A 20,598-nucleotide genomic window follows, 5' to 3' on the forward strand; every position below is an offset into this window, starting at 1 on the left:
AATTTTGTCATCCGTTAGGAGGAAAGAGATAATGAAAAATTACTATGACATACTTGGTGTTTCCAAACATGCCTCTGAAGCGGAATTGAAAAAAGCGTACCGGCAATTAGCCAAAAAATATCACCCGGATGTGAATCCCGGGAGCAGTGAGGCGGAACAACGCTTCAAGGAAGTACATGAGGCTTATACGGTGTTAAAAACCGAAGAGTCACGGAGAGCGTACGATGCAAAATTAGATCAGCGGACACAAAAGAGGGCTACATCCACCCAAGGGACAGGCCAGAAATCGACCCAACGCAGAACAACACAAGGATATCAGGGATTTGATCCCAGAGATATGGAGCGTAATTTCTCACAATTCTTTGGTTTTAATCCAAAAGATAAAAAAGGGAATCTTCATAAAAACGGATCAGCTTCTAAAAATCCTCTGGATGCCTCAGCGATCTTTCAGAGCTATTTTGGACCGCGAAAAAAATAAGGTGGAAGTGCTTGCTCCTCTCTTTGTAGGTGATTTGATGTCAGTGGACATACAACTTTCAAGGTATGGGGCCTTTTTTCTTTGAAAATAACGATCGGAATGGAAAGGAAAAACACCAGTCTATGGGGGATAGGAATATGCAGGATCAAACAAAAAAATACCGTTCCATTTGGGTCATAATCATTGATGTGCTGCTCTTTGTCATTGCAATTAATATTATATATTTTGCGTTTTTCATTCAATCAGACCCAGTAATGAAATGGATGGTTAGTCTGTTAGGAATTTCTTTTATCATTTTTGGTATTACTTCGCAAAAAAATCAGAAGCAACATCCTAAGCAATCAAACAAGCAGCAAGCAGGTATTACAAAATTAGTCCTACTGGATGAAGACGGCGAAAGAGTTAAAGAGTGGTTGATACAGGGGGAAACCTCTTTGGTGATCGGAAAGAACTCCCGCAATGGCGAGGTTGATATAGATCTGTCAGATACGGAATACGCATCGCTTATCAGTACCCACCATGCGGTGCTTAACCACGTTGGAGGGACTTGGTTTATTGAGGATAACGATTCTCATAATGGGGTCGGCATTAAAAAGGCGAACAGCAATCGAACGAATAAGGTAGAAATCGAAGCAAGACAACAGCTCGATATAAATGATCTTATTTACATAGCAAATACACGTATCTTAGTGAAATAAAGGGTTGCTACTAATCACTTGGGGGATGACCAAACATGAGTTTAACGAGATGTACGAATGGCCATATGTTTAGCACAAGAAAGCACGGTAATACATGCCCCTATTGCAACATTGTTGTAGAGCAAGCAGCACGGGGAGAAAACAAGAGTCAGGTGCGCCCAGTCGATGAAGAAAAGACTATGCCTTATTTGGGTGAGACAACGGGGATTGAGCCTGTAACAGGCTGGTTAGTCTGTATCGAAGGACCTCAGCAGGGACAGGATTATCGAATTATGGCAGAAAAGAATTTCATTGGACGCTCTGAGGAGATGCATATTCGCATTATTGGTGATAATGCCATCTCAAGACGCAATCATGCGGTAATTGTCTATGACCCGAAAAAACGCAACTTTTTTTTATTGCCCGGAGATGCATCTGGACTTGCTTATCACAATAATGAAGCTGTTTTTTCCCCGGTGGAGCTAACAGCGTATGATGTCATTCAGCTTGGTCAAAGCAAATTTATCTTTATCCCGTTGTGCGGCGTCCATTTTGAATGGGAAACCAAATGAGGGTAGGTTGATGAACATGCTGGAAGGACAGGAACTCGCGCCATATTGTTTTGTGCTAGCTGGGTTTACGTTTATGCTATTGCTTTTTCTGATACGCCAGAATCTGATGACGCCTGTTAAAGAACCGGGCATTCAGATTGGAAACGGTCAAACGATCGGCAATCGAGATGAACAAGACGACTATTTTTCGACAGCAACAACTCCTATTGGCACACTAGCTGTTTTGGCGGATGGGATTAGTGGGCTTTCGCATGGACGGATGTCTAGCACTCTGGCGGTTACGCTCTTTATGCGAGAATTTTTGAATCTGGATGATGTCCAACATATTACTTCTTTTTTTACAAAAGCTGCTCGTAAAAGCAATGCTGAAATCCTGCAACAAATCGGGGGATCAAATGGCGGTACCACGCTTGTAGCAGCCGTGGTAACGGAGGATAAGCTCTATTGGGGCGCTGTGGGTGATAGCAGCATCATGGTGTTTCGCAATGGGGAATTTATCAAAATGAACCATAAGCACATCTTGGAGTCTGTGCTGGAGGAACGCTATCTGTCAGGGGAAATTACCAGAGAACAAGCAACAAATAACCCGATGGGCAAGCGACTGATCAATTATTTAGGCTATGAGCAGTTTCAAAATATGGAGATTTGCAACGAGCCGTTTCTGTTAAAAAAGAAAGACAAGGTTATTTTGTTAAGTGACGGTGTGTACAACACGCTCTCCGAAGTGGAAATGGAGCAAATTTTAATGAATGCCGCCTCTCCAAATGATGCCGCGGAAGAGATGGTGGCAGAGATTGAACGCAAGCAATTACGCAACCAAGATAACGCTACGGTTATTATTTTAGAGCAAGGCTGGTAAACGAAGCGACTGGTTAGGCCTTTGGTAGCGAAGGAGAAGCGGAGGTACGGATGAGGAAGGAAAACAGCAATTTTCAGACCAGTTTCGTTTCCGAAGCAGGCACTTTTATAGAGAATCGCGATTATTTTGCTTTTGTAGAACTAGATGATGTTGCTTGTTGGGTCATTGCCGATGGGATTGACACGGATAAAGAAGTGAAAAGTGCGGAGATGGCGGTGCAAAGTATTTTACAAAGCTTTTTAGATAAGCCCACGATGTCTCGGCGCAGACTAAAAAAATACATACTCAATGCCCATCACTGGCTAAAAGAAGAAAGTACAAGAGTCCGATTAAAAGCTAGCATTATGATCATCGTTACCGATTATAACAAAATCATCTGGGCAGTGGCGGGTAATGCTAGAATGTATCATTTTCGACATGGGCGCTTGCAAACAAGGAGCCATGATCAGTCACTTGCTCAGCAGATGGCTGATGAGGAGCAAATCTCTTTAGCAGCAATAGACAGACACGAGGAACGTCATAATCTTCTTTCTTATTTAGGGAAGCCGGATTTTTTTGAACCATATGTATCCAAAAAGATAGTGCTCTCTGATGGAGATGTGATGATGCTTTGTACGCCCGGAGCTTGGGAAGAGCTTAGCTGCCAAGAAATGCTGGAAGTCCTGGAAGAAGCAAAAGGTCCGGAAGAGTTGGCCGATCAACTGGAGGAAGTGCTATTAAGCAAACAAAAGCCAGTGATTCAAAATTATACGATAGCGGCTATTTATGCGAATAAGGTGTTTAAGGAAGATCCCAAAAAACGTTGGAAAAGGATTAAAACAGCCTTATTTATCGGCATACCGGTTCTTCTGCTTGTAGGCGGATTAGTATATATGAAGGTCCGTGCAGCAGAACGCTTTGCAGAAAATGTTGCTAGCATTTATGAACATGAGAAAAATGCGGACGCCTATGTTTCAGAAAAGGACTACGATAAAGCGCTCCTAGAATATAGTGAGGCGCGAAATGCTGCCAAACGGATAGATGACAAGATATACAAACAATTGTTGAGTAAAAAACTAAAAATTACCGAGTTAATCGTAAATGGAGATAAGTTTGTAAAAGACGGGAAAGTAAAGCAAGCGCAGGAGAGCTATAAAAAAGCTTTGGAAGAAGCGAAGAATCATAAGGCATTTGATAAGAAAGAGATTCAGGAGAAGCTGGATCAAGCAGAGAAAATAGCTCAGATGCAGCTTTTGGTTAAGGAAGGCGATTTACGCGCTAGCAGTGAGGATTATTCAGGCGCTATGGAGATGTACCAACAGGCCAAGCTGGCGGCGATTAATGCTTCCTATGCTGAGGGTCAAAAAGAAATCAAGTCAAAAATAGATGAAACACAGCTAAAACGTATCGGGGTGGAAAAAGGTACACAACAACTAGAAGGCGAGAAAATGGAGAAGGATGGAGATCGTTTGCTGTCGGAGAAGGATTTGGAAGGTGCGCTAGGTGCGTACCTGCAGGCCCAGTCCATTTATCAGGAAGCGGGAATGATGGAAAAAGCTCTAGGCATTGAGCGCAAAATTACGAAGGTGGATGGTTTATTAAATCCATTGCCCGTTCCTGCAATAAATGGGGGAGAACAACCTGCTAACGGCAATATTCTTGCACCAGCCACAGGACAAGCATCAGGACAGACGCCGGTAGTACCTGTGAAGCAAGGCTCAGGGGCAGTTTCTACACCAGCTGCTGGGCAACAGTTCGGACAAGCAACAACACCTCCACCTGCAACGGCTGCACAGCAGTCCCAATCTGTACAGCCTCCGCAGCAGGCAGTACCAAAAACAGCCGAGTCATTGCCAGCGTCCGTACCACCTCAGATGGATCACCAAACAAAAGAACCACCTCAGCCTTCCCGGAAGGAAAGCTCTAAAACAGTTGAAGCAGAGCAAGGTAACAAGCAGGCTCAAGCCGCACACATCACCAAGCGATGAACAAAATCCAACGTCAGCTGTGACTAATCCGCACCAGTAATTTCTAACGGAAAGGAGGCTTCACATCAACATGAAAGATATTATTCTGGATCGTTTAAACAAGCTGGAGGACTTAGAGCAACGCCGCCTGCTAAAGCAACTCATGACCGGCGTATTCGTCAATCTCGTTGAATATCAGGAAGAGATGAACAAGAAATTGGAAAAACGTGTGTTTGGCGAGCTGGAGGATCAACAGGAGAAGCATGATGTGTACGTCACCATTTGCTCCAAGGATGACTGGGACCCTATCCATGATTTTTTGTACCCGATGCTCCCTGAAGATACATTGAATAAAACATGTGATATGAATGGTCTGCTTACCCAACTGAAAAACAAGGAAGAAGCAAGGCTGTTTACTCTTTTCCTACAATGTGATTACCCGACGATCAAACCACTGTTAGATACGAAACATGTTTTTTCAGGCAAGCTGACTACAGCTTCTAAGACCAGATCAATTCATGTACGGCTAGAGCAAAATCGCGCTTATATGCAACAGATCGAACAGCTCTACACGGTTTTTCAGAAGAATGGTGTACCGTGGAAGACTGTAAACAATCCTTATGCTTATAAATTTTTTGATGTTATCTTAACAGGCTGTGATGAGGAGTTGGATGAAACGGAGGAAATTCTCGAAATTACGGTCGATCTAGGGGAATGGGAGAGCTATAAACAGCTAGACAAAATTCCGTTGTGGAATATTCAGCGTCTTCAGCTTAAAAATAGTGGATTTCCGATCCCTGCTATGGACCGGGTTAATTTTGAGCATGTCTTGTCATTACGAAAAACAGGCACCGAACATGGATATTTGGTGGACGGAGAAGAGGAGAATATCCGCTACATCAAACGGACTCATGATGAGCTGACCATTGTTTCACCTCAGGAAAAGGCAGGAATATGGGATGTACTGAAAATCATGCAGCCGGTGGAATCTAAAATTGGCAAACTGGAATATCCGATTGTTTCGAATAAGCGCATCGATAGCTTCCTGGCTCGATATGCTCGTAAACAGGCGATGATTGTACGGGCAAAGGGAGAAATCATTCGAATTGTTCAGTCGTTTGAAGCGGCGGATATGCTGGAGCTGGTAGAGGTTGATATTTTAGAGGCTCAAAGGGCAAGAGGGCATACCTATGAGATGAATCCTTTTATCAGCGACAATGTTAGGGTGGAACAAGATAAAAAAATAATGCGTCTTCGCTTCCAGCACCGTTCTGCCCTAGGTCATACCTCCTTTATTTTACACGATCTCATGAGCTTTCTCGTTTCAGAAGTACAGATGAGCTTTCCTGAATACAAGTGTGAAGGAGAATGGGCTTGAATTACATTTGGGATTTGCTAATAAAGGCGGAGCGATCCGGTATAGAGAAAAAACGTGTCCAGTTTGCTTTAGCCAAGGTCTTTTCACCCTACATGGAGCTTAGTCTGGAAAATCTGAACGCAAAAGAGGTCGACCAAATTGTTGAAATCAATCCCTACTATCGTTTCTACGAAATTTTTAGGGATTTATTTGACCCTAATATTGAGTCGGATATAGAGCTTCGCAACAGCTTGTTTGATGTTTTGATTCATTTTTTAGCAGAAATCGATCTTATGCAGGGCATGAACAAACGGGAATATTACATCCGGTTTCTGCAACGGGATTTGGAAGCGGGTGTGTTTGGAAGCAGTGTGAAGGACAACATTCACTTGTTTACGAAAGACGAACGGGAAATGATTGCTAGCAATCTATTGCGTCTGTATGAGACGGGTGAGGCTGTGTATTTATTAAGGGACACAACCAAAAAGGTATTTACTCGTTCCACGATATACGCAAATTGCGAGGAAAAGGATGAACTGCTGTTTTATATCGGTCAAATAGAAACACCGATCTCCCGAGCCAAGATTGAATTGATCAAGGATTTGTTTTTGCCAGTTCGTTTTTCCACGGAACTATACTGGAGCTATCATTTTGGCATTATGGAAGTGGAAGAAACAATGCAAGTGGACTACATCGCTCTTTACTGACCGACAAGCAAGGAGGACAGAAAACAATGAACGGATATTCGTACAGATTGCATACGGACAAAGGGCGAGACAGAAGTCGCTTACTGATCAGATTTACGCGAGAAGAGCTGGAGGACATGACCACCTTCCAGTTGCGTAACATTTGCTATACGGAGCGATTAGTTGAAGGGATTGCCAGTAAACTCGATCGAGCGGCTTTAATTGATACCATCTTAAAATTCCGTGGAGCAGCCGATAGTCTATTGATTCGGGGCTTTCACAAGGGGGGCTTTCGTCGGATTGAGGAAGCGATCCATACTTATTTAAAAACCCCTTTTTCTGATCAGGTAAGCATCAAGGTTCCAGCCAAAATCTCTTTGTACCGTGGACTCAAGGTAGACAAGCTAGATCAATATTTAATAGAAGCGATCGGTTTGCAGGAGTCTAATGTGTTGCTGATTAATGACAGCATGGAATTGTGCGGAATTCTGCATCTGAAAAAGGATGAGTCGCAACCAGGGATTTTTTACTTAGCAATGGATCGCAATGCTGAACTGCGGAAAACGGCTAATCAAAATTACAGCCTGCTGTTTTTCAGAAAGCAGGATTCGGAATATCTGTATCGAGCCTACTATCAGGATGGTCCTTTGTTACCGGCCAATCTGCACTATTGCAAGGTTCCTGTGACCGACTTGGAAATTTGCGAGGTAGAGGAAACGAATGCTGTGCTGGCGATCGATTTCGGGACATCTAACACAACTGCTGGAGCCTATCTGGATAGGGGATATATTTCCACCCCGCCAAGCCATGATTTATTAAATGGACGAATACGTCTGAATGAAATTAATTATGTAAAATTTCCTGATGAGACAGAGCAAACGACCGATTGGGTCGCGGTTGTGCCGACCATCGTGAGCGTAGCAGACTGCCGAGATCAAGAGAATATCCAGTATCATTTCGGCTATGAAGCGCTTTCTCATCGCAAAAAGAATGGTTTTAGCAGTCAATCCTCTCAATTCCAAGGTCTAAAAAGATGGGTAAATGCTTACACAAAGACAGAAGAAATAGTGGATATGGAAGGCAACACTGCTTATGTCAAACGAAGCGACATCCTACGCGGCTTCCTGACCTATATTGTGGAGATGGCGGAGCATCAGTTCAAATGCCGATTCACTCACTTGCATATTTCAAGTCCAGTTAAATTAAAAACGCAATTTATTGAAATGTTTCACGAGATTTTACCCCAGTACCAGATTGAAGCAAAGGATGCATTGGATGAAGGCATGGCGGTACTCTACAATACGATAGCTGATCAGATTGAGAAAAATCGATTTCTGGATGGCGAGGAATATAAGGCATTGGTCATTGATTGTGGAGGGGGTACCACTGATCTGTCCTCCTGCAGGTTTTCCATTTTAGATGGACATATCTCCTACAAGATTGATATACATACGACCTATGAGAATGGTGATACCAACTTTGGCGGCAATAATATCACCTATCGCATTATGCAATTTATGAAGATTGCTTTTGCCAATTACTATACAAAAAGGCGAACAAACACTGATATTGATGAGCTGATTCCTATCCCCGCTACCGATTTATATCGCTATGTGGACGAATATGGTGTAGGAGCTGTCTACGAAACTTTTGAGGCCAGCTATCAAGAGGCAGATCGAATCATTCCGACGCAATTTAAGCTCTACGAAAATCGTTCACGGGAAGAATACCACCGCGTGCGCAACAACTTTTACTTCCTATGGGAACTCGCTGAAAACATGAAAAAAGAGTTCTTCCGCAGAACTGGTATCCTCCGAAATAGATTCCAGCCTATAACCAGCGAGGATTCAGACAATGATTTACAAATCACCAAAATGGATCGATGGTTTTTGTCCACACTTCATCAGGAAGCGTTTCGCGAGGAGTACGAATTCCCTAACGTGGTATTTACCATCAGGGAAATTAGTCAGCTCATCCGCGCAGACATTTACGAGATTGTGCGCAAGTTTTTGGATGAATACTACCAGGATGGCCGTTTACAGGATTTCTCCATTATTAAATTAACAGGTCAATCCTGCCGTATCGATGTGTTCCGTGAAGCACTAAAAGAATTTGTGCCCGGGCGCAGCATTGAATTTAAACAAAAAATAGAGGAAACGGGCAAGGTATCTGATCTTAAGCTGGCATGCTTGCGCGGCTCTCTTCGTTATTTGAGTGCTAAAAAATCAGGCTTCATTGAGGCGAGCATAACAAACCATGCACCTATCATTCCTTATTCGGTAAGTGCATTTACCCATAATCAGCATGAAAAAACATTAATCAACAGTTTAGAGCGAGCCAATCAGGTACAAGGCTTCATTTCACGTCCGATTGCTGTCAGAGAGATTCAGTTCTATTTAAAGGATGCAAAAGGCAATCCGCGGCATCATTACGTGTTTATCAATCAGCCTGAGAGCTATAAACAGATGATCTACGAGCAGATCGCCAGCATCTATCCAGGGAAAATCCCGCAGGACGATACAGATTCGATCGTGAATGGGGAAGTTAAATTCTTTGTTTTTACAGACGAAAAGAGCTGGGGCTTTTACGTAGTCCCTGTTGCAAGGCAAAATGAGCAGCTTTATCTCGGTAAGAAACAGTTCTTTGCGTTTGAAAACGACCTGTCTGAGCTGGATTTCTTTGATGGCCTAAAGTAAGCGGAGGAAAAGGGACAAGATGAATTCTCTTGTCCCAATCAGACAGCTTGAAACAACAACAACGGCATGCATATAGGAGGTCGTCGCTTGTTTACCCATCTGTATCCTAATTTTAATAAAGGACGCATTTTAAAAACAGACATGCTTGCCAATCTTCGGGATTATCCTCGTGATTTTCTCGATATTCAATACAAAGATTATTCAGACGGGATCATTACTGGATCAGACATACGTATTGGAGAGCAAAGTATCACGATTAGCCCGGGAATCGTGAAGCATTCTGGGCGTTTGTATGTATTAAAGGAAGAGCATGAGCTTATGTATCGCGCCACCAATCGAGAAACTGTGGTCAAAATCAGGTTTCATGAACAGGTGACAGACAGTGACTTTACGATCAGCAATTCTGAAATTGTACTGGATGAACGGGTGAAGCTTGGTCAGAACGAACTGGAATTAGGGCGTTTTAAGCTAAAGGAAGGGGCCAAACTACGCTCGCAATATCAGAGCTTTATTGATTTGGCTACGGAATACAACACGTTTATCACCATTCATGTCCCTTATGCAAGTGAGTCGCAAAGCACGCTTGCTCCAAGCATTATGCGCTATTTTGCTAGAGAGCTAGTTCAAGGAACGAATCTGACAGCGTTTGATATTAGTTTTGCTCTGCTATGCCTTAACGAAGGAACAGTCAATCGCGAGGTCATTCTTACCTATCTCGCTAACAGGCTGGGAACGGGATATAGGGAGTACAGCAATGAACAGATTCATAAATATTTGGGGCGCATTTTAGATGAAGGAAGAGGGGGAGGCAAAGCAAGAGCCGATTTGCGTCAGGGCGGTTTTCAGCGAATGATTGTGGACTGAAAAAAGAGCGGCTAACAGGTAGAAAGGCACATCGAAGCATGCATGGACAAAGAAAGGAAGGTGACTGTTATGGAGCATATGGACGAGAAGATTATTGCGATGTTACAGGAGCAGGATGAGAAAAAGGACGAATCAGGACCAGAAGAGCAGTCAAAAAATGCGCAGGAACTCGATCCCAAATGGGCGTACGATCTGCGAAAATCGTTAGTCAAGATTGACGGTGAGCTGATTTCATTTGCAGAGCGTAGTTTATTAAAGGATAAACTACGCATCCCTATGCCGAAAGCATTTACCCCAATGGCGCCTGAGACGGCGGCATTAAAATACCCTTCAGAACGCAGACCTACCCTGATTTTTACCAATAGCACCGGTTCCATTAATGTAGCGATTAACCACACCCAAACCAGATTGATTGATGCTGAAATAAAAGAGTTTACAGCAGCGATGGTGAATTTGCTGCGTAAGACGCAGAAGCTTCTTCAATGGTACGGAGATGGTGTAGCGGAAGTGAATGGAAAACCGATCGGCTACTGTGAATTCTTGACCCCGGCTTACAATGTTAACCTTTATAATTTTATGTTTTTTACTGAGCTAGATGGCAAGGCTTTGCTATGTACGTTCAACTGTACAGAAGATGAGATGGACGACTGGCGGCTTGTAGCGCGAGGCATGATGGAAGCGGCAGTCATCCATAGTGACCAAAGAGGAGGAGAGGAAGAGTGAGTTCCACGGTAATCGCATATCACAATCTCCAGGTTTCCCCTTATCAATTAGTCAATCTGCAAGAGCTTGTCATGATCAAAACCATCAATGAGCATGCCAAAGTTACCTTTACAGGTATTGTGCCAGAGGAGCTAAAGGATAGCTACGTGGAAATAACGCAGGCTGAGACACCGATAACGATCAGCCAGATTGACGAAAAGGGCGGAAGTACGCCTATTTTTAACGGACTTGTACTGCATATTGAAATCAAAGCAGTGCGAGGCATCTATTATATGCAGGTCGAAGCGGTCTCGCATTCCTACAAGCTGGACATAAAACGTAAAAAACGTTCCTTCCAAAATAAAAATATGACTTACTCTGCTCTGATCAAGCAGATTGCTGCCGACTACCCTGGACTGGACGTGATGGACAGTGTATCTAAAGGCGGTAAGCTCGGAGAATTTACCATGCAATATGACGAGACGGATTGGCAATTCCTCAAGCGAATGGCTTCTCGATTTAACGCAGGTCTTGCTCCAGCTTCGATTTTTGATAAGCCTAAGTTTTATTTCGGAATGCCAGAGGGTGGCTCGAAGGGAAAATTGGAGGATTTTCACTATAGCGTAAAAAAACGCATGTCTGCTTTCCGCCATTCGTCAGAGAATCATATCCCAGGGATTGAAGAGAACGATTTTATCTATTATCAAGTGGAATCGGACAGAGTGCTGGAGGTAGGACATGGGGTGCAGTTCCTAGGCAAAACGCTGTTTGTGGCCCAAGCCTACACCGAAATGAAAAAGGGATTATTAAAGCATGTTTACACGCTCTGCACCAAAAAAGGAATGAGCCAAAACAAGCTGTTTAACTCGAAAATCGTCGGAGCCTCTGTGCAAGGAAAGGTCATTGAGGTGGCCAAAGACACGGTGAAGGTGCACCTCTCGATCGACGAAAGCCAGAACAAAGGCGAAGCGCATTGGTTCCCTTATTCATCCGTTTATACCGCAGAAGGAAACAGTGGCTGGTATTGTATGCCAGAGCTCAATGACCATGTACGCGTCTATTTTCCCAGCAATAAAGAAAGCGATGGGGTCGCTAGCAGTTCTGTTCGTCAGGATGTGGGAGAGGCGCAGCATAATAAGCTAGGCAATCCGGATATTAAATATTTCCGTACACCTAATGGCAAGGAGCTCATGATGAGCCCTAGTGAGGTCGTGATCACTGCTAAGGACGGTGAGATTTTTATCAGGTTAAATGATCAGGACGGCATTCAGATCATGAGTAAGAAAAAAATCAAGATCATCTCTCAGGAAGACATCATGATGGACTCCGAGAAAAAGGTGATTATCTCGGCTAAGGAAGAGATCAACATAACCTGCAAGGAAAGCAATATCAAGATGGACGGCAACACCATGATCATGGGGAATGAGACCAAGACAAACTAGTGGCGCAAGCTTTTATGAAAAAAGGAGGGGGAGAATGGACAGGACAGAAGCGATGCCGCATTTTATGGCCAATGTAGTGGAGCCTGCACGAGTGCAAGCATTGATGCGTCTGGAGAAGGATTTTCAGACACATAAAAATACATTATCCACAGACTGGACAAGCGATTTTCAACGGATTTGCAACCAGCTAGGAATCGAGCAGATTCGAAAAAACAAACCCTTACTTGGTCATCTTACCTTTTCATTGTTGCGAACCGAATTGGCGGTAGGGCGGGCGATTTATTTAGTGGAGGCGACAGATAGCTCCTGGTTTTTCGATCGGAACCCTTGCCAAACAGAATATGATGCAAGCTGGGCATTACAGTATTTAGACCAATTAAAGGACGATATCAACAGCGGTAGAAAGGCATATATGGGGGCTATTACGCTACCTGACGTGGAACAAATCGTCTTGAGAGAAGCCGTGCATTTTCATCAGTACGTCATTCAATTGGCTAGATATGCCTTGCCTACAGCGATTCAATCTCCGGAATTTGCAGCGTTATCCACAGAGGATGTCGTTGAAATACGCGTTGGGGAATATATGGATGTGAGCGAGGTCGTGTATAAAATAGATCGGCGAGTACGGGATACCCAATCGGTCAGGGAGTGGATCGAGGAAGGCAGTGAACAAGAATATGCCTATGAGGTTTTCGACCAATTGAATTTGTCTGGGGGGGAGTATTCCGAGCTGGATTTTCGCTATTCACGTTTTGAGCAGAGTGATCTATCCGACGCTCGGTTAAATAGTTGTGTACTCCTCGGCACAAGGTGGAATCATTCGCGACTAGTCCGGACAGATTTCTCTTACAGCCTGCTATTTGGAGCTAATTTTGATCATAGTGAGCTGTCAGAGGCAGACTTTGGGGGAATCCAAGCTTCTAAAGGATTGCTGGAGCCAGATAGTTGGGAAATGCCAGGCTTTTGGAAAATTTCCTTTACTGAAGCCAACTTGTCAAAGGCTAGCTTCGTCAATGCCCAATTAGCATCAGCTCAATTTAGTAAAGCTAATCTTGCGGGCGTGAATTTTGCTGGAGCCGATTTGACGAACGCTAACTTCACAGATGCTAATTTACGTGAAGCTGTGTTTGCTGGAGCTAGCGTAGCATCTGCTGATTTTACTGGAGCAGATGTAGATGGTGCCTTCTTTTCGATAAAAGATCGAGTCAAGCTCAACTTAGATGAGCGACAGAAAGCCGCTGTTTTATGGATAGAGGCAGAGAACGAGGAGGCATATCTACATGAGCTATTTTATCCTGTCTCAAGATAATCGCATACTTGACGCTGTGGAGCCTACGGGACTTACCGATCTGCTAACCAAAGAGATGCTAACCGAAGAGAAGGTGCATCTTTTGGATGAATTGGTCTTGCAGGTTCCCATTCAGCGAAGAGAGCATGTCACTTACGTAGACTTTATTCAACGTCCTATTCCGTTGCTATCTGATCGCCTAAAACAGCTAGTAGTCAAATATGTGCCCAAAATGCTGTGCAAGGCTGTTGTACTCGCAGATCGGGAGCAGATGAGGCAGGATTTGTATTGGGTGTTTGTGCCCCCGCGTATCGACTGCTTATCAGCTAAGGCTGAGTTTTATCAGGACAATACAATAAAACGCCTCATATTAGATCAGAACAAGATTGGCAGACGAACACTTTTTCAGATAGACAGGATTCGTGAAGAGCATCTGGTAGTGAATTTAGGGCTGGCGGAAAGTATTCTGCGCCGGGATTTTACAGGCATCCGGCTTCAAAAAGTCGAGCTGGAGGCTCACAGAGAGGATGAGATGTAAATGGCCATAGAAGACGTGCAAATCGAAGGTGGAGAAGGAGCCAAGAAAAGCTATGTGGTAGCAGGAGCCATCCTCACCTGCACCTTTGGCACTCAAAAAAGTAGATTGAAAACGCCGCTAAGCCACGGGGTATTTATTAAAGACAAGGCGCAAATGAACATTAATGATTTTGTGCCGAATGTAAACATTATGCCCTTTGGCAGATGCGGTAATTTAGCCAATCCGGAGGTAGCAGCGGCGACGGAAGCAAATGGCGGCTATTTAAAACGTATGCCATGCATGCCGATCGTAACCATGCCGTGGATTGGGGGCAAGGAGGACAAGCTGATCGAAGGTGCGCCCGTCCTGCTCAACGATTGTACCAACATGTGTCTACATTGCGGCGGACAAATAAGCATCATCGATGACGGACAGGAATTGGACTAAATCTAGAAGAGACCATACCACCCATCGGGAGGGGGGATTGTGTGTGAAAACGACAGCTAAAGTAGCGGGATATGGAAATATTCAAGTAGTATCTCCCTACGATATACAAACGCTGCAGGATTTACAGCTAGTCAAAGAAGCAAACGACCACGCCAAGCTATATCTGAGCGGAATCATTCCGGAAGAGAAGAAGGATAGCTACATCGCAATGGCCACAAGTAGCGATATCATCGAGGTCAACGAGGTAGAGAATGGTCGAGTGGTCAGGAATCTATTTACAGGACTCGTAGAAAATATCGGAGTTCGAGCTGTTCGTGGCATCTACTATATCGAGCTAGAAGGCATCTCGCTGACGAGCCAGCTCGATATAAAAGAGAAGACCAGATCCTTTCAAGATAAAAACATGACGTACACAGCTCTGCTAGATTTGATTTTAAAGGATTATCCAGGATCAGACTATCTCGATTACGCTACAAACAATGCAACATTAAAAGGCTTTACGCTGCAATATAAAGAGACAGATTGGGCGTTCATTAAGCGAATGGCGTCTCGTTTTGGTGCAGTTTTATTACCGGAAACAAGCTCTAAAACACCGAAGTTTTCACTTGGAGTTCCTGATGGAAAATTAGGACAACTGCAAGACTATCACTACGGTGTAGCAAGATCACTAGACAGGTACACGGAAGCTACCACGGGATATGGCAGCGAGCTAGACGAGACGGCTTTCACTCACTATACGGCAGTAAGCGGACAGTATTTTGCATTAGGGGACAAGGTGCTATTTCAGGAGAAGGAGCTGACCGTAGCGGCATCTAAAGCGCGTTTTATCGAAGGCGGCTTGCTCTATACCTACACCCTTTGCCAAGAGGAAGGCATTTTGCAGAACCCGATTCGAAATGAACAGCTAACAGGTGTCTCGTTAGAAGGAAAGATTATTGAGATTCGCAGAGATACCGTCAAGGTGCATCTCGATATCGATCAAACCCAAGACAAGAGCAAGGCCTGGTGGTTTCCGTATTCTTCCGTCTATTCAACAGAAGGAGCTGACGGCTTTCATTGCATGCCGCAGGAGGGAGACGCTATCCAGATTTATTTTGCAACCAGCCAGGAGGATGGAGCGGTAGCGATGAGCTCTGTTCGCAAAACAGGGCAGGATTCTCCGAAGATGGGCGATCCAAGCGTGAAATATTGGGGGACTAACTTTGGCAAGGAAATGAAGCTAGGCGGCTCTGATTTTGTGCTCACTGCCAAGGACACGCAAGAAGGCAAGATGTTTATTAAGCTGGATGTAGAAGACGGCATTGAGATTCACAGCGATAAGGCGATTATGTTTTCCGCGGAAAAGGATTTGGAGATTGAGACAGATACCAAGTTCGAGATTAAAGCGCAGGAGGCCATCTATCTGCTGTGTAAGGAAAGCAGTATTGTGCTGGATGGGGAGACGGATATTCAGGGAACGGTGCTACAGGTAGATGGTTTAATTAAATCGCCTGTCTCAGTGGCTGATCTAGAACCGGAGCCAGAGCCTGAAGACCCGGCACCGCCGCCACCGCCTCCGGAGGAAGAAAAGGGCTTCTGGGGAAGCTTACTGGATGGTGTACAATTGGCGCTTGATGTGGTGGGGATGATTCCGGTAGTTGGAATCGTTGCCGATGTAGTTAATGCTGGTATCTCGGTAGCTCGCGGAGATTATGCAGGAGCGGCTCTTTCGTTGGCGGCGTGCGTTCCCTTTGCTGGAGCTGCCGCAACCGGTGCTAAGCTCGGAATGAAAGCCGCGAAGGCGTTAAAAATGGGAAAAACAGCAGCCAAGGTAGCTGATAAAGCGGCCGATGTAGCCAAAGCAACGACAAAGGTAGCGGATGCAGTGGTTGGAAAGGTATACACCGCCTCGCGTAAGCTAAAGAGCAGTGTCAACCAACTGGAAGCTGTTCAGAAAATGAAAAGCAGTATGAAGTTCAAGGCAATTGCAAACAGCCGGGTTGGCAAGGTTGGTAAGGCTGTTACAAAAGAAGTTGCAACAGAAGCAGGATATCAAGTGCTAGAAGAAGTGGCTGGCAGTGAGATTGCCACTGTTGCGGGCTTAATGGGGGGCAAAAGGAACCGACACAAAGGCAAGAAAAAGCTATCGAAAAAAGAGCGGAAAAAGGCCGCTCAAAAAGCAAGAAATGCAGAAAAGGCCAAACAAAAGAATCCGAAAAAAGCCAATGAAAAAAGCTGTGTAGACGATCCGATCCATGCTGGCTCTGGCTCGCAATTTATTATTCATCCTACTCTAAAGCTGTACGGGGCTGAGACATGGGTATTCGAGCTACACTATAATTCAATGCTTCTTCAGCAAGGCGTACTTGGCAAAGCTTGGACGCATAATTATGAAATGCATGCCGACATAGAGCGTATTGACCAAGGTGAGATTACCATCTGGTGGAACACAGGCAGAAGAAATGTGTTTAAGCAGACGAGTGCAGAGAATCTTTTATTCCGTTCAACGGATGTCGACATGATGTTTTATGAGCTTCGCCAGTTCGATAATGGTTTTGAGCTGTTCAACCGAAATACGCGAGAAACCTACTACTTTAAACGCAATGGACAAGTAAGCAAACAAACGAATGCCTTGGGACAAGCGTTAACCTTTGCTCATGATTCTTCAAATCGCCTTGTTAAAATGACAGACGCCATTACTGGTCGCTCTCTATCCTTAAAATATGGACAAGACGGACTATTATATAGTGTCTACGATGCTTATCGCAGTGTGCAATTTGATTACAATGAATCGCGGCGCCTCAGCCAATTCATCGATCCGAATGGAACCATCAGCGAGCTAACATATACCGAGCAAGGCCAGATCGAGTCGCTTACTGTGGATGGGATTTTGCAATATCGCAACACCTATGACCATGAGGGGCGAGTTATTGCGCAGACCAATGCCTTAGGACTAGCCTCTACGTTCACCTATGACACAGAAAGCATACCTGGGTCAACGATTACGACTTTCACAGACCGTCTGGGTGCAACGGAGGTCATGATTCATGACGAACGGATGCTACTTGTAGAGAAACAAGAAAGAGACGGCAGCCGCGTTACGTATGAATATAATGACCGAGGTCAAATGATTGCCGAAACAGTAGGAAAAGAGACGACCACTTATGAGTACGATCCACGCGGTAACCTGATTCAAGTAGTCGATCCGCTGGGAAATCCAACCAGATATGTATACAGTGAGGATGATTTACTGCTGTCCGAAATCAATGCGGAGGGTGGCATCACAAGCTACACGTATGATGAGCGCGGACGTCTGATAAGCATTGCTCGTCCTGACGAAAGTCATTCAGAGATTGGCTACAACGAGCACGGACAACGCGTAAGCTATACGGATTCGAATGGTGTGACGAGCCGTTATCAATACGATGACAAAGGCTTACTCACCGCAGTTTATGACGGAGAAGGCCGTGTTATACAGGTAGGCTACGACGAGGTTGGTCGTATTGCTTCGTTCCAAGATGGACGGGGTGGAAAAGTACGACGCACCTATGATGCTAACGATAACATCGTACAAGTAACTGACCCGCTCGGACGCAAGTATTCCTTTGCCTATGATGCTTTTGATCAACGCGTAGAAGAAACGATGCCTTCAGGAGCAACCACCCGCTATCGCTATCATGTGCTGGGACCAATGGAAAGCGTAACGGACCCGCTGGGACAGACAACCACCTATCGGTATGATGCTGAGGGCCAATTGATTACTGTCATCCAGCCAAATGAAGCAGAGATTCACTATGAGCGGGATCAAATGGGGCGCATTATTTCTATTACAGATCCATTAGGCCGAACGGAGAAAGCCGCCTATGATGAAAACGGACGCCTCATTCAGGTTTGGGATGCACTGGGGAATAAGGTACAGGACTTCAGCTATGATGCAGGAGGCAATCTCGTTTCTGCCACAGATGCCCTGGGTCATACAACGCTGTACGGCTTTAATAAATTATACCAATGCACCAAAAAGACAAATGCCCTCGGACAAACCACAACCTACGCCTATGATGCTGTTGCTCGTTTAACCGAGGCTATGGAAAACGATGCCGCGATCTATCGTCAGCAATATGACAAGGAAGGTCGTCTCATCAGCTATACCGATGCCAACGAAAACGAAACGACGCTTCAATACGATCAAAGTGGGCTAGTGGTAGTGGAACAAAACGCCACCGGGGAAGCTACTCATTTTGCCTACGATGAACGAGGCTGGATGCACAAGCGAACTAATGCTAAAGGCCAAGAAACCCACTATCGCTACGATGCCGCAGGTCAGCTTATCGAGCAAAAGGACGAGGTTAGCACCGTTCGAAGAGAATACGATACAGACGGCAATCTCGTTGCGGTACAGGAAGAAGGAGCAGGCACGAAGCATCGGGAGTATGACCTTTTAGGACGTGTCACTGCTTGCACAGACAGCTACGGTAATACCATCCGATATTGTTATGACGAAAATAGCCAGCTAACGCACCTTATCTATCCAGATGGAAAGGTTGTGCAGTATACCTACGATGTAGCCGGACAGCTCACGGAGGTAAAAGACTGGGCAGGACGCCGTACAACCTACACCTACGACGAAAATGGCCGATTAATCAAGACAGTCCGACCAAATGGAACCATCGAGCATCGCAGTTACGATGCCGCTGGACAAATGCTGCGTCTGTGGGATCAAAACCGCCAAGGCGTAATGCTTCAAAAATACCGCTACGTGTACAATGAGCTAGGGCAAATTGTACAGGAAGAGGAAAAGCAGTACACCTATGACGCTTTAAAACGACTGGTAAGCGGTGAATGGCCCGGCGGTCGTGTCTGGTACAGCTACGATAAAGGCGGAAACGTCACAGGAATCGGGACGGTAGAGACCGCACCGAAGAAGGCGATGGGGTATGGAAAGGACAACCGGCTTTCCCATGTTAATGAACAGCCAGTAGAGATGGATGCAGACGGCAATCTTCTCGTCTGGACAGAGAATGAGCAAACCCATACCTATGCATATGATGCCCGTAATCGCTTAGTTCGCACCGGTCAAGCACACTACACCTATGATGCCGAGTTCGTACGTACCTCGATGACTTGGAAGGGAAAGACGACACGCTATGTAGTCGACCAAGAGGCAGTATTTAGCCGTGTTCTCATGGAGCTGGGGGAAGATGGGAGTCCGAAAGCCTATTATGTGTATGGGCAGGGCCTGATCGGCCGAGAGGATGCGCAAGGAAATTACCTGTCCTATCATATGGATATGCGCGGCAGCACCACAATGCTGAGTGATTGGAGCGGGCGCGTCACCGACCGCTACAGCTACGGAGTGTATGGCGAATTAGAACAACACGATGGTACAACCTCCCAACCGTTTTGCTATAATGGTAGAGACGGTGTCATGACCGACCCGAATGGCTTGTATTACATGAGGGCGAGGTATTATCATCCCGGACTGAAGCGGTTCCTGAATCGAGATATTTTAGCAGGAGACGTGACAGAAGGGCAGACCTTCAACCGATTTGCCTATGTGAATGGCGACCCAGTAGGGTTTATTGATCCGCTGGGGTTGGCGGGGCTTGGGACTGGGCAGTGTCAGAAGGGGAAGGCTGTTAAAAAGACAGATGAACTAGGTGATTACTATGAAATAAATCTGAAGTATGAAACTAATGTCAAATATGGTGATAAATATTATGATATGAATTTAAGAGACTTTAATCGTAAAGTAAAGCATTTACAGAGATTGAGTGACTCTAATTTACTACGTAAAACACCTTCTGTAAGAGATCCAAAGATTACAAGAGAATACAAAAAAGAAGTAATACAAAGAATAATTAGAATGTACTATAGTAAGGACAAAGAGGGGGCGAAAAAACTAATTGCCAAAGTATCTAAGAAAATGGATCCAGATCATAGATGGGAATTACAACTGGACGGAATTGATCATAAAAGAAATCTTAAATTAATGGATTGGTTTACAAATAGAAGAATGGGAACAAATATTGCAAATCAAATGAAGAGCGTACCTGATAACGCTAGAATAAAAATTAAAGTGGAGAGGTGA

At 44.8% G+C, this 20,598-nt stretch carries 15 protein-coding genes; all 15 read left to right on the plus strand.

What is annotated here, in order from left to right:
* Positions 1-31 precede the first annotated feature (31 nt).
* The 15 genes from QZ995_RS01355 (at position 32) to QZ995_RS01425 (ending at position 20,598) form a co-directional block, all read left to right on the plus strand.
* The gene (locus tag QZ995_RS01355) at positions 32-478 is read left to right on the plus strand and encodes a DnaJ domain-containing protein (RefSeq protein ID WP_064017749.1); all 447 of its coding nucleotides are present in this window, start codon (positions 32-34) and stop codon (positions 476-478) included.
* 137 nt (positions 479-615) lie between these two features.
* Positions 616-1,176: an FHA domain-containing protein gene (locus QZ995_RS01360; protein WP_301802031.1), complete on the plus strand. Its 561-nt coding sequence runs from the start codon at positions 616-618 to the stop codon at positions 1,174-1,176.
* A 35-nt stretch (positions 1,177-1,211) separates the two neighbouring features.
* Complete coding sequence (locus QZ995_RS01365) at positions 1,212-1,727, plus strand: FHA domain-containing protein (protein WP_096888329.1); 516 nt, start codon at positions 1,212-1,214, stop codon at positions 1,725-1,727.
* Between the two features lie 10 nt (positions 1,728-1,737).
* Positions 1,738-2,586 carry a PP2C family protein-serine/threonine phosphatase gene (locus QZ995_RS01370; RefSeq protein WP_301802035.1) on the plus strand — a complete coding sequence of 283 codons (849 nt, stop codon included), beginning with the start codon at positions 1,738-1,740 and terminating at the stop codon, positions 2,584-2,586.
* A 50-nt stretch (positions 2,587-2,636) separates the two neighbouring features.
* Entirely contained in the window at positions 2,637-4,553 is a 1,917-nt protein-coding gene (locus QZ995_RS01375; protein WP_301802037.1) for a PP2C family protein-serine/threonine phosphatase, read from the plus strand.
* Between the two features lie 70 nt (positions 4,554-4,623).
* The gene (locus QZ995_RS01380; RefSeq protein ID WP_301802038.1) at positions 4,624-5,910 is read left to right on the plus strand and encodes a normocyte-binding protein; all 1,287 of its coding nucleotides are present in this window, start codon (positions 4,624-4,626) and stop codon (positions 5,908-5,910) included.
* Entirely contained in the window at positions 5,901-6,596 is a 696-nt protein-coding gene (locus QZ995_RS01385) for an iron-dependent peroxidase (RefSeq protein ID WP_301802039.1), read from the plus strand. The genes QZ995_RS01380 and QZ995_RS01385 overlap by 10 nt, the downstream gene beginning before the upstream one ends.
* Before the next feature lie 26 nt (positions 6,597-6,622).
* Positions 6,623-9,271, plus strand: coding sequence for a molecular chaperone (locus tag QZ995_RS01390; protein ID WP_301802040.1), 2,649 nt, complete (start codon positions 6,623-6,625; stop codon positions 9,269-9,271).
* Between the two features lie 87 nt (positions 9,272-9,358).
* The gene (locus QZ995_RS01395) at positions 9,359-10,135 is read left to right on the plus strand and encodes a DNA and RNA helicase (protein WP_301802042.1); all 777 of its coding nucleotides are present in this window, start codon (positions 9,359-9,361) and stop codon (positions 10,133-10,135) included.
* A gap of 69 nt (positions 10,136-10,204) precedes the next feature.
* On the plus strand, positions 10,205-10,858 hold the full coding sequence (locus QZ995_RS01400; RefSeq protein ID WP_301802044.1) for a hypothetical protein: 654 nt from the start codon (positions 10,205-10,207) through the stop codon (positions 10,856-10,858).
* Complete coding sequence (locus QZ995_RS01405; RefSeq protein WP_301802045.1) at positions 10,855-12,279, plus strand: contractile injection system protein, VgrG/Pvc8 family; 1,425 nt, start codon at positions 10,855-10,857, stop codon at positions 12,277-12,279. The genes QZ995_RS01400 and QZ995_RS01405 overlap by 4 nt, the downstream gene beginning before the upstream one ends.
* 34 nt (positions 12,280-12,313) lie before the next feature.
* Positions 12,314-13,588, plus strand: coding sequence for a pentapeptide repeat-containing protein (locus QZ995_RS01410; protein ID WP_301802046.1), 1,275 nt, complete (start codon positions 12,314-12,316; stop codon positions 13,586-13,588).
* Positions 13,560-14,105: a serine protease gene (locus QZ995_RS01415; protein ID WP_301802047.1), complete on the plus strand. Its 546-nt coding sequence runs from the start codon at positions 13,560-13,562 to the stop codon at positions 14,103-14,105. The genes QZ995_RS01410 and QZ995_RS01415 overlap by 29 nt, the downstream gene beginning before the upstream one ends.
* Entirely contained in the window at positions 14,106-14,531 is a 426-nt protein-coding gene (locus tag QZ995_RS01420) for a DUF4280 domain-containing protein (protein ID WP_301802049.1), read from the plus strand.
* A 43-nt stretch (positions 14,532-14,574) separates the two neighbouring features.
* Positions 14,575-20,598 (plus strand): RHS repeat-associated core domain-containing protein, encoded by a 6,024-nt coding sequence (locus QZ995_RS01425; RefSeq protein ID WP_301802051.1) that lies wholly within the window; start codon positions 14,575-14,577, stop codon positions 20,596-20,598.

This window comes from Brevibacillus laterosporus (assembly GCF_030489605.1).
In the GTDB taxonomy this organism is placed as follows: domain Bacteria; phylum Bacillota; class Bacilli; order Brevibacillales; family Brevibacillaceae; genus Brevibacillus_B; species Brevibacillus_B laterosporus_E.